This is a genomic window from Streptomyces sp. Inha503 (assembly GCF_047215865.1).
Taxonomy (GTDB): Bacteria; Actinomycetota; Actinomycetes; order Streptomycetales; family Streptomycetaceae; genus Streptomyces; species Streptomyces lycopersici.
This window is the reverse complement of sequence record NZ_CP178360.1, coordinates 11,417,712-11,430,724: the sequence shown is the minus strand read 5'-3', so window position 1 is coordinate 11,430,724 and position 13,013 is coordinate 11,417,712. Positions and strand designations below refer to the sequence as shown.

The following is a 13,013-nucleotide window of genomic DNA, read 5'->3' as shown; positions in this document are numbered from 1 at the left end:
GTCATGCCGTCGCCGTCCGGTGGAACCGAAGGCCGGTGATCCGCGCGACCGGGGCGCCGTCTGCCGACACCAGGTCCAGGTCGCTCAGGTCCCCGCGGCTGCGCACCCGGCACCAGACCTCCGCCGGCACGTCGTCGAAGAGCTCCAGCCGCTCGGCCGCGGCCACGGTCTCCCCTGCGGCGGCCAGCCGGAGGCAGCCGTCGAGCACTTCGGCGGCGGAGTCGCCGGTGACCTGGGTCAGACCGCCGTCGGCGCGGTCCGGGAGGTCGTCGGCCGGTTCCGGCTCGGCGACCTCCGCGCCCAGGTACGCCGTCCAGCCGGCACCGGACGCACCGGACGCGCGGACGTATCCGTCGATCCGCATCGGCACCGCACCGGTACGCACCGCGGTCTGCACCGCCGCCGGTCCCACCGACTCGGTGGCCGGTTCCGGGAAGACCAGGTCGCGCAGCGCGGGCGGGGCACCGACGGCGCGGGCGGCGGCCACCGCCCAGTCGGCGCGCGCACCGGCGGACAGCACCGGTGTGACGTCCGCCCGGCCGAACCATCGCTGGGTGGGGTCGGCGAGTTCAACCGCCGTCCCGAGCAGCGGGTGCGCCCCGGCCGTGGCCGGCGCGGACGGCCAGAAGCGACGGCGCTGGAACGGGTAGGTGGGCAGTCCGGCCCGGGGCCGGCCGGAGCCGCCCGGCACCGCGGTCCAGTCCACCGGCGCGCCGCCCACATAGGCCTCGGCCAGGAAGCTCAGCACGCGCGAGGCGTCACCCTGGTCGCGCAGCAGCACGCTGGTCACCCAGCCCCGGTCGTCGACATCGGCCAGGACGCCGCTGACCGCCGGGCTGAGCACGCCGTCCGGGCCGGTCTCGAGGAAGCCGGTGACGCCACGGTCACGCAGCAGCCGTACGCCGTCCTCCAGTCCGTCCGGTGCCTCGGCCGGGCGGCTCCAGTAGCCGGGGCTCGTGATCTCCGAGGGGTCGAGAAGCTTGCCGGTCACCGCGGAAACCATCGGGATGGACGGTGCGGAGAAGGTGATCCGCTCCACCGTCTCCCGCAGCCCGGTCCCGCCGGCCCGCGCGACCACCAGCCTGGCGGCGTCGGCCAGGGAGAACACACCGGCCAGGTACGCCGCTGCCACCTCGCCCACCGAGTCGCCCAGCAGGAAGTCGGGGCGCAGTCCGTAGGACCGCAGCAGCGCCGCCAGTGCCACCTCGACCGCGAAGACCCCGGCGTGCTCCTCTTGGCGCGCGTGCTCCTCTTGACGTGCGGGCTCCTCCTGTCGCCGCGCGTCCACCTCGGAGCCGATCAGCGGCTCCAGGGAGGCCTGTGCCTCCTTCAGCGCATCCGCGAAGACCGCTGACTGCTCGGCGAGCCGGAGAGCCATGCCGGGCCAGGAGGACTCGGCGCCGGGGAAGAGGAACGCCACGCGCCCGGGCCGGGTCACCGCCGTACGGGAGTACGCGACCGGCTGCCGCTCGGCGACGCCGCGCAACCCGGCGACGAGGTCTTCCCGGTCGGCCGCCCACACCACCGCGCGGCAGCGGAAGCCGACCCGGTTCGCGGCAAGCGACGCGGCCACGTCCTCCGCGGGCACATCCTGGTTCCGCGCGGCCCAGTCGGCGACGTCGGCCGCCAAGGCCCGCAGGGCTCCGTCGGTACGCGCGGACACCGCCCAGGGCACCAGGTCGCCCAGGGCCGGGTGGGCCGGGGTGTCGCCGCGGGGCGGCGCCGGCGCTGCGGGGGCCTGCTCCAGGATCACATGGGCGTTGGTGCCGCTGATCCCGAACGTCGATACACCCGCGCGCCGCGGACGCCCGTCGGACTCCCACGGCCGGGCCCCGGCCAGCAGCCGTACGTCGCCGGCCGACCAGTCGACCTGCCGTGACGGCTCCTCCACGTACAGCGTCGCGGGCAGCACCCCGTGCCGCATCGCCTCGACCATCTTGATCACACCGGCCACGCCCGACGCCGCCTGGGTGTGGCCGATGTTCGACTTCACCGACCCCAGCCACAGCGGCCGTTCCTCGGGGCGGTCCTGCCCATAGGTGGCGAGCATCGCCTGGGCCTCGATCGTGTCGCCCAGTTTGGTCCCCGTACCGTGTCCCTCCGCCGCGTCGACATCGGAGCCCGACAGGCGGGCGTCGGTCAGGGCCCGGCGGATCACCCGCTCCTGCGCGGGGCCGTTGGGCGCCGACAGCCCGTTGCTCGCCCCGTCCTGGTTGACCGCGCTGCCGCGCAGCACCGCCAGCACCGGATGCCCGAGCCGTTGCGCCTCCGACAGCCGCTCCAGCAGCACCACGCCCGCGCCCTCGGACATTCCCATGCCGTCGGCGGCCTCGGAGAACGACTTGGACCGTCCCACCGCCGAGATCGCGCCCTGCATCGCGAGTTCCGCGAGCGGCCCCGGTGTGGACATCACGGTCACTCCCCCGGCCACGGCCAGCGAGCACTCCCCGCTGCGCAGCGCCTGGGCCGCCAGGTGCATCGCCACCAACGACGACGAACAGGCGGTGTCGATCGTCACCGCGGGGCCTTCGAAGCCGAACGTGTACGCCACCCGGCCGGACGCGACGCTCGACGCGTTCCCCGTCATCAGATAGCCCTCGGCGCCCTGCTGCGCGGCGAGCGCGGCCGCGTAGTCCTGGCCGGCCAGGCCGGCGTAGACGGCGGTGTCCGAACCCTTCATCGCGGTCGGGTCCAGGCCGGCCCGTTCCAGCGCCTCCCAGACGACCTCGAGCAGCAGCCGCTGCTGCGGGTCCATTGCCAGCGCCTCACGCGGGGACACCCCGAACAGCACCGGGTCGAAGTCCGCCACCCCGTCCAGGAAGCCGCCCTCGCGCGTGTATACGCGGCCCGGTGTGCCCCGCGTCGGATCGTAGATGGCCGACAGGTCCCAGCCGCGGTCTTCGGGGAAGGCTCCGACCGCGTCCTCGCCGTCCATGACGAGCCGCCACAGATCCTCGGGCGAGGCCACCCCGCCGGGGTAGCGGCAGGCCATCGACACGATCGCGATCGGTTCGCCCGCCGCCGCCGGGGCCGGGGCGGCCTGCTCGGCGGCCGCGGCCGCGCCGGTCACCTGGGCCACCAGATACTCGGCCAGGTCCTGCGGCGTCGGGTAATCGAAGACCAGGGTGGCCGGCAGCGTCAGCCCGGACACGGCGGCCAGCCGGTTGCGCAACTCCACCGCCGTCAGCGAGTCGAAGCCGAGGTTGCGGAACGCCTGATCGGCTTCGATGCCGCTGTCGTCGCCGTGGCCGAGGACCACCGCGGCGTGCTCGCGCACCAGGTCCAGCACCACCCGCGGATGCTCGCCGGGCGGCAACTGAGCCAGCCGGCGGGCCAGTGCGCCACCGCCGGCACCGGCCACGGCCGCCCGCCGGGGCGCACGACCCAGGCCCCGCAATGCCGTCGGCACCGGCGTCCCCGCCGCGATCGCCTGACGGATCGCACCGACGTCGAGGCCCGCCGCCAGCACCGGCCGGCCCAGGCCCAGCGCCCGGTCAAGCAGGGCCAGTGCCTGCTCCGTACTCAGCACCACACCACCGCTGCGGGCCTGGCGAGCCCGGTCCGCCTCGGTCAGCGCGGCGGTCATGCCGCTCGTCTGCTCCCACATGCCCCAGGCGATCGAGACGGCGGGCAGCCCTTCGGCCATCCGGTGCGCGGCGAGGGCGTCCAGGTAGGCGTTGGCCGCCGCGTAGTTGCCCTGCCCGGGGTTGCCCAGCAGTCCCGACAGCGACGAGAACAACACGAACATCCGCAGATCCCGGTCCCGTGTCGCCTCGTGCAGATACCGGGCGGCGTCCGCCTTGGCGGCCAGCACTCGGCGCAGCGAATCACCGGTCAACGAGGTCACCGGGGTGTCCTCCAGCACGCCGGTCGCGTGCACCACCCCGGCCAGCTCCGGGACGTCCGCCACCAGCGCGTCCACCGCGGCCCGGTCGGACAGATCCGCCGCGACGATCCGCACCCGCGCCCCGAGCGCCTCCAACTCGGTCGTCAACTCGGCGGCACCGGGCGCCTCCGGTCCTGAGCGGCTGGCCAGGACCAGATCCCGGACGCCGTGCCGGACCACCAGATGACGGGCGACCAGGCCGCCCAGCGTTCCGGTCCCGCCCGTGATCAGCACCGTGCCGTCGCCCACTCCGGGCATCCGCAGCACGATCTTGCCCACGTGCCGGGCCTGGCTCATGTACCGCAGCGCGGCACCGGCCTGAGCGGCGGGGAACACCGTGACCGGCAGCGGAACGGCCTGCTCCAGGACCCGCCGCCAGATCACCGCGAGCCGGTCCGGGTCAAGATCCGCCAGATCGAACGGCACCTGACGCGGATCACGGATATCGATCTTGCCCAGCTCCACGAACCGGCCGCCCTCGGCCAGCATCCCCAGCGACGCGTCCAGCAACTCGCCGGTCAGCGAGTTCAGCACCACGTCGACCTGGCCGAACTCGGCCGCGAAGTCCGCCGTACGCGAGGAGGCGATGCGTGTCACGCCCAGCTCGGCCACCGCCGCCCACTTGGGCGGGCTCGCCGTCGCGAACACCTCCGCCCCGGCCGCCAGCGCCAGCCGGACCGCCGCCGTGCCCACGCCGCCGGAGGCCGCATGGATCAGCACCCGATCGCCCGAACGCACCCGGCCCAGGTCGAACAGCGCGTAATAGGCGGTCAGATACGCGGTCGCCACCCCCGCCGCCTCGGCATCGCTCCACCCGTCCGGGACCGGCGCGACCAGCCGCGCGTCGATCACCGCCAGCGGGCCGAACGCCGCGAACATCCCCATCACCCGCGTGCCGACCGGCAGGTCCCGCACTTCGGACCCCGTCTCGACCACCACACCGGTGCCCTCTCCGCCCGGAGGGCGGGGGTCGCCGGGAAGCATGCCCAGCGAGGAGACCACATCGCGGAAGTTCACTCCGGCCACGCGGACCGCGATGCGGATCTCATGCGGTTCCAGCGGCCGTTCGGCGTCCGGGGCGGGCACCGCACGCACCTCGTCCAGGTCGCCGTCCGGACCCCATTGGAGCCGCCACGCGCCCTCGCCCACCGGCAGCTCCGGGCCGTTCGGGACCGGACGCAGCCGGGGTACCAGCACCGCCCCGTCGCGCAGGGCGATTTCGCGTTCGCCGGTGGCCAGGGACGCGGCGACGGCCGCGTCGGACTCGGGGCGGCCATCGTCGTCGAGCAGCACCAGACCCGCGTCGGGGTGCTCGGACTGCGCCGACCGGACCAGGCCCCAGATCCCGGCCCCGGCCAGACCGGCCACGGTGTCGCCCGGCGCCGCCGCCACCGCGTCGCGGGTACGAACCGCCAGGCGCGACCCCGTCGGATACCCCGCCCCCAGCCACGCCTGTAGCAGGGCCAGCGCCGCGGGCACGTCGGCCGGGTCGGCCCACGCGAGCAACGGCTCGCCCACCGCGTCGGGCAGCTCCGGTCCCACCCGGACCCAGGGCTGCTCCGGTGCCGACCCGGGACTGATCGGCGCCCATTCCAGCGACAGAAGCCCGGCGCCCGCGGCGGGGGCGGCGCCCAGTCGGCTGGTGTCGGCGGGGCGGGAGATGATCGCGCCGGCCGATATCACCGGCTGCCCCTTGCCGTCGGCGGCCAGCAGGGAGAACGCGTCCGGCCCGGCCGGGCTCAGCCGCACCCGCAGCGCCGACGCCCCGGTCGCGTGCAACCGCACGTCCCGCCACCCGAATGGCAGCAGGACCTGGTCGCTGTCCCCGCCCGCGTCGCGGATCGCGGCGACGAGGAGGGCATGCAGCGCGGCGTCCAGCAGCGCCGGATGTATTCCGAACCCGTCCAGCCCCTCCGCCGCGGCGGCCGGGAGCTCCACCTCGGCGTACACGTCCTCGCCGAGCCGCCAGGCCGCTTGCAGCCCACGGAACGCGGGGCCGTACTCATACCCGCGAGCCGCTATGTCCGCGTAAGCGTCGCCGACGGGCAACGGCTCCGCGCCGGCCGGTGGCCACTGCGCGTCCAGGCCCGTGACGGTCCCGGCCGGGTCGGCCAGGGTCGCGGTCGCGTGCCGGATCCACTGCTCCCCCGTACGGGAGAACACGCCCGCCTGGCCGCCCTCCACCGACACCTGCACATCGACCGGACCGCCGCCCAGGACCAGCGGCTGCTCGAAGGTGATCTCGGCGATCGCCGGCAGCCCGGCCCGGTCCCCGGCGTGCAACACCAGCTCCGCCAGCGCCGCCCCGGGCACCAGCACCGTGCCCGACACCGCGTGGTCGGCCAGCCACGGGCTCGTGGCGGTCGACACCCGTCCCGACAGCACCCAGCCGGCGTCCTCGGCCAGCCGCACCGCGCTGTTGAGCAACTGGTGCCCGGTGTCACCGCGGGCGATTCCGCCCCCGGAGGCCCAGTAGCGGCGGTGCTGGAACGGATACGTCGGCAACGTGACCGGCCGGCCCCCGGCTATCAGACGCGCCCAGTCCACCGTCGCGCCGTGGGTCCACGCCTCGGCCAGAGAGGCGAGCAGGCGTCGCTGCCCGCCGTCGTCACGGCGCAGCGAACCGGCCGCCCACCGTCCTTCGATTCCCTGCATCAGGACCGGATGCGGGCTCACCTCGACAAACCCCGAGACGGGCATATCCGCGACCGTCTGGGCGAACTTCACCCGCTCCCGCAGATTCCGCCACCAATAGCCGGCGTCCAGGCTCGCCCCATCGATCGCCGTGCCCGTCACCGCCGAGTAGAACGGCACCCGGGCGGTCCGCGGGCTCACCTCCACCGCCAGCAGGTCTTCGCGCACCGATTCCACCAGCGGGTGGTGGCTCGCGTAGTCGACATCGACCCGCCGGGCCCGGATGCCCGCCGCCTCACACCGTGCGACCAGCGACTCCAGCGGCGCCGGGGCACCGGAAACCACCACCTGCGAGGCGGCGTTGACCGCCGCGATCTCCAGACCGTCCCGCAGCAGGGGCTCGACCACGTCCGCGCCCGCGGCGACCGACACCATCCCGCCCGTACCGGCCAGCGCCCGCAACGCCCGGCCTCGCGCGGTGACCAGGCCGAGGGCGTCTTCCAGGGACAGTGCGCCCGCGAAACAGGCCGCGGCCAGCTCTCCCTGCGAATGCCCCACCACCGCCGATGGAACCACGCCCGCGGCTTCCCACACCCGGGCCAGACCCACCATCATCACGAACAAGGCGGGCTGGACCACTTCGACCCGGTCCGACCCCGCCCCGGAGACCAGCGCGTCCCGCAGCGGCCAGTCCACCAACTGCTCGCACTCGGCCACGAACTCCGCGAACACCGGCGAACAGGCCAGCAGCTCCCGGCCCATCCCCAGCCACTGCGAACCCTGACCCGGGAAGACGAACGCCACACCACCACTGTCCGCCGCCCGACCCGGCTCCACCCGCGTCAAAGCCTCAACCAACTCCGCACGATCACCACCCAGGACCACCGCCCGGTGCTCCAGACCCGCCCTCGAACCGGCCAGCGACACCGCCACATCCGCGACCGGCGTGTCGGCCGGTACGTCGGATGCCAGCCGCGCGGCCAGCGCCCGCAGAGCGGCCTCCGAACGCGCCGACAACACCCACGGCACCAGACCCCCCGTCACCACCGGGTCACCCCCGCGGGACGGCACCGGCGCGGCGGGCGCCTCCTCCACGATCACGTGCGCGTTCGTACCGCTGATCCCGAACGACGACACACCCGCGCGGCGGGGCCGACCCGTGACCTCCCACGGCCGTGCTTCGGTCAGCAGGCGCACATCGCCGGCCGTCCAGTCCACGTGCGGCGACGGCTCATCGGCGTGCAGCGTCGCCGGGAGCGTGCGATGCCGGAGCGCCTCGACCATCTTGATCACACCGCCCACACCGGCACCCGCCACGGTGTGGCCGATGTTCGACTTCAGCGAACCCAGCCACAACGGCCGGTCCTCCGGCCGGTCCTGCCCGTACGTCGCCAGCAGTGCCTGGGCCTCGATCGGATCGCCCAGCGCCGTCCCGGTCCCGTGCGCCTCGACCGCGTCCACGTCGACCGGGGTCAACCGGGCGTCGGCCAGGGCCCGGCGAATCACGCGTTCCTGCGACGGGCCGTTCGGCGCGGTCAGGCCGTTGCTCGCCCCGTCCTGGTTCACCGCGCTGCCCCGCAACACCGCGAGCACGGGGTGCCCCAGCCGTCGGGCCTCCGACAGCCGCTCCAGCACCAGCACCCCGATGCCCTCGGACATCCCCATGCCGTCGGCCGCCGCCGAGAAGGCCTTGCTCCGGCCGTCCGACGCGAGCGCGCCCTGCTGTTCGAACTCCGCGAACGCAGCCTGCGTGGCCAGCACCGTCGCGCCCCCGGCGAGGGCCAGTGAGCACTCCCCGTTGCGGAGCGCCTGCACGGCCAGGTGCGTCGCCACCAGCGAGGACGAACACGCCGTATCGACCGTGACCGCCGGGCCCTCCAGACCGAACGTGTACGCCAACCGGCCGGACGCGACGCTGGACGCGTTGCCCGTCATCCCGAAGCCGGCGCCGCCGTCGGACAGCCGCAAGCTGTAGTCCTGCATGGCCATCCCGGCGAAGACCCCGGTGTCCGTGCCCTTCATCGCGGACGGGTCCAGACCGGCCCGTTCCAGCGCCTCCCAGCAGACCTCGAGCAGCAGCCGCTGCTGCGGGTCCATGGCAAGGGCCTCACGCGGCGAGATCCCGAAGAACTCCGCGTCGAAGTCACCAGCGCCGCTCAGGAAGCCGCCGACTCGCGCGTACCCCCCGGAATCCGTCTCCCAGCCGCGGTCCGCCGGGAAGTCACCCATCGCGTCCACACCGTCCGCGACCACCCGCCACAGATCCTCCGGCGACGCCACCCCGCCCGGATAGCGGCACGCCATCCCCACGATCGCCACCGGCTCACCCGCCGACCGCGTCAGCACCACCTCCGCGGCGGCGCTCTCCTCGACACCCGACACCCGCCTCATCACGTATTCGGCCAGGGCCTGCGCGGTCGGGTAGTCGAAGACCAGCGTGGCCGGGAGTGTCAGCCCGGTCGCCGTGGCCAGCCGGTTGCGCAGCTCCACCGCGGTGACCGAGTCGAAACCGATGTCCCGGAACGCCCGGTCGGCGCGTACGTCCGCGGCCTGGTCGTGGCCGAGCACCGCGGCGGCGTTGTCGCGGACCAGGTCGAGCAGGACGCGTGCCCGCTCGGCCTCGCCCAGGGCCGCCATCTGACGGGCGAATTGACTCGCGCCCGGCCCGCTCGCGGCGGCCCGGCGGGGCATCCGGACCAGACCGCCCAGCACAGCGGGCAGCGGGGAACCGGCGGCGACCGCGCCGCGGACCGCGCTCAGGTCAAGACCGGCCGCCAGCACCGGCACGTCCGCGTTCAGCGCCCGGTCGAACAGGCTCAGCGCCTGCTCGGACGGCATGGGCGTGCCGTTGGCACCGGTCGTATCGCTCTGTTCCTCCAGGCGGCCCCAGGCGATGGAGACGGCGGGCAGCCCTTCGGCGCTCCGGTGGGCGGCGAGGGCGTCCAGGTACGTGGTGGCCGCCGCGTAGTTGCCCTGCCCGGCGTTGCCGAGCAGCCCCGACAACGAGGAGAACAACACGAACATCCGCAGATCCAGATGGGCGGTGGCCTCGTGCAGATGCTGGGCCGCGTCTGCCTTGGCCGCCAGCACCCGGCCCAGCGACGCCTCGTCCAGCGAGGTGATCGGGGCGTCCTCGAGCACCCCGGCGGCGTGTACCACCGCGGACAGCTCCGGGATGTCCGCCACCAGCGCGTCCACCGCGGCCCGGTCGGACAGATCCGCCGCGACGATCCGCACCCGCGCCCCGAGCGTCTCCAGCTCGGTGGTCAACTCGGCGGCGCCGGGTGCGTCCGGGCCCGACCGGCTGACCAGCACCAGGCTCCGGACGCCGTGCCCGGTGGCCAGATGCCGGGCGACCAGACCGCCCAACGTCCCGGTCCCGCCGGTGATCAACACCGTGCCCTCGGGACCCTCGGGTTCGAGCACCGGCACCGCGTCGTCGTCACCGGAGTCGACCCGGCGCAACCGCGGCACCAGCACGGCCCCGTCGCGAAGCGCCAGTTCCCTTTCGCCCGTCGCCAGAGCCGCGACGACGAACGCGTCGGATTCCGGGCGGCCATCGTCGTCGAGCAGCACCAGACCCGCGTCGGGGTGCTCGGCCATCGCCGACCGCACCAGACCCCAGACACCGGCCTGTGCCCGGCCGGCCACCGTGTCGCCCGGCGCCGCCGCCACCGCGTCACGGGTACGAACCGCCAGCCGCGACCCCGCCGGGTACCCGGCCCCCAGCCACGCCCGCACCAGGGCCAGCGCGCCAGTCGCATGAGCGGGCTCGGCCCACGCATACACCGGCTCGTCCCCGGCCTCGGGCAATGCCGGCTCCGGGCCGACCGGCACCCAGGTCTCCTCCTGGCCCGGTTCCGGCGGGCTGACCGTCGCCCATTCCAGCGCCAGCAGGCCTTCGCCCGCGCCCGGGGCGGCCAGCCGGCCGATGTCCGCCGGCCGGGAGATCATCTCACCGGCCGACACCACCGGCTGACCCTCGCCGTCGGCGGCCAGCAGGGAAAACGCGTCCGGCCCTGCCGGGCTCAGCCGCACCCGCAACGCCGACGCCCCGGTCGCGTGCAACCGCACATCCCGCCACGCGAACGGCATCCGCACCACACCGTCGCCGTCGTCGCCACTGTCGTCGGCCCCGGCGATCAGAACGTGCAGCGCAGCGTCCAGCAGCGCCGGATGGATCCCGAACTTCTCCTGGGTGTCTCCGGCCGGCAACTCCACTTCGGCGTACAGATCCTCGCCGAGCCGCCAGGCCGCTTGCAGACCACGGAACGCCGGCCCGTACTCGTACCCACGAGCCGCCATGACGTCGTAGACATCGCCGACGGACAACGGCTGCGCGCCGGCCGGCGGCCACTGGCCGTCCAGCCCCGTGACGGTTCCGGCCGGATCGGCCAGGGCCGCCGACGCGTGCCGGACCCACTGTTCCCCGGCACGGGAGTACACGCCCGCCTGCCGCCCATCGACCCGCACCTGCACCTCGACCGGGCGGCCGCCCAGCACCAGCGGCTGCTCGAACGTGATCTCCCCGACAGCGGGCAGCCCGGCCCGGTCCCCGGCGTGCAACACCAGTTCCGTCAGCGCCGCCCCGGGCACCAACGCCGTCCCCGACACCGCGTGATCGGCCAGCCACGGGCTCGTCGCGGTGGACACCCGCCCCGACAGCACCCAGCCGGCGTCCTCGGCCAGCCGCACCGCGTTGTCCAGCAGCGGATGATCCGCGTTACCGCGGCTGGTTCCGCCGCCCGAGGCCCAGTAGCGGCGGTGCTGGAACGGATACGTCGGCAGCGTCACCCGGCGGCCTTCGGGAACCACCTGGGTCCAGTCCACACTCGCGCCATGAATCCACGCGTCGGCCAGCGAAGCCAGCAGGCGTCGCTGCCCGCCGTCGTCACGGCGCAGCGAACCGACCGCCCAGCGCCCCTCGATCAGGTGCGCCAGCACCGGGTGCGGGCTCACCTCGACGAACCCCGCGACGGACACCGCCGCGACGGTCTGGGCGAACTTCACCTGCTCCCGCAGATTCCGCCACCAATAGCCGGCGTCCAGGCTCGCCCCATCGATCGCCGTGCCCGTCACCGCCGAATAGATCGGCACCCGGGCCGTTCGCGGTGTCACCTCCACCGCCAGCATGGCTTCGCGGATCGGCTCCACCACCGGGTGGTGACTCGCGTAATTCGTCTCGACGCGCCGGGCCCGGATCCCCGCCGCCTCACACCGCGCCGTGAACGCCTCCAACGGCCCCGGCGCGCCCACCACCACCACCGAACTGGCAGAGTTGATCGCCGCGATTTCCAAACCGTCCCGCAGCAGGGGCTCGACCACGTCCGCACCCGCGGCGACCGACACCAGCCCGGCCGTACCCACCAACGACTGAAGCGCCGTACCCCGCGCGGTGACCAAACGGAGAGCGTCTTCCAGGGACAGTGCGCCCGCGAAACAGGCCGCGGCCAGCTCTCCCTGCGAATGCCCCACCACCGCCGATGGAACCACCCCGGCGGCTTCCCACACCCGGGCCAGACCCACCATCATCACGAACAAGGCGGGCTGGATCACCTCACCGCGGTCCAACCCCGCCCCGGAGACCAAGGCGTCCCGCAGCGGCCAGTCCACCAACCGCTCGCACTCGGCCACGAACTCCGCGAACACCGGCGAGCAGGCCAGCAACTCCCGGCCCATCCCCAGCCACTGCGAACCCTGACCCGGGAAGACGAACGCCACACCACCACTGTCCGCCGCCCGACCCGGCTCCACCCGCGTCAAAGCCTCAACCAACTCCGCACGATCACCACCCAGGACCACCGCCCGGTGCTCCAGACCCGCCCTCGAACCGGCCAGCGACACCGCCACATCGGCCGCCGCGGCGTCCGGGTTCCGCCCAGCCCAGCCGGCCACCTCCGACGCCAGGGCGTGCAGCCCGGCCTCCGACCGCGCCGACAACACCCACGGCACCACCACATCCGCCACCAGCGGCCGGGCGGGCACGGGAACCTCCACCGGCGCGGGGACCGGGTCCGGGGCCTGCTCCAGGATCACATGGGCGTTCGTGCCGCTGACGCCGAACGACGACACCCCGGCCCGCCTCGGACGCCCGTCGGACTCCCACGGACGCGCCTCGGTCAGCAGCCGTACATCGCCGGTCGACCAGTCGATGTGCGGCGACGGCTCATCGGCGTACAGGGTCGCCGGGAGCACCCCGCGCTGGAGTGCCTCGACCATCTTGATCACCCCGGCCGCCCCGGCCGCGGCCTGGGTGTGGCCGATGTTCGACTTCACCGAACCCAGCCACAACGGCCGGTCCTCCGGCCGGTCCTGACCGTATGCGGCCAGCAGCGCCCGCGCCTCGATCGGATCGCCGAGCGTGGTCCCGGTCCCGTGCCCCTCGACCACGTCCACGTCGGAGGCAGACAGCTTCGCGCCGACCAGCGCCGCCCGGATCACCCGTTCCTGCGAGGGACCGTTCGGCGCGGTCAGTCCGTTGCTCGCGCCGTCC

The 13,013-nt window shown here is 74.3% G+C and carries 1 protein-coding gene (only partly in view); it reads right to left on the bottom strand.

The features are described from left to right. Position 1: 1 nt before the first annotated feature. Positions 2–13,013, bottom strand: partial view of an SDR family NAD(P)-dependent oxidoreductase gene (locus tag ACJX2R_RS47035; RefSeq protein ID WP_413105134.1) — the final stretch only. 17,543 nt of this gene lie beyond the right edge of the window; only the last 13,012 of its 30,555 coding nucleotides appear in the window; its start codon lies off the right edge, out of view; its stop codon occupies positions 2–4.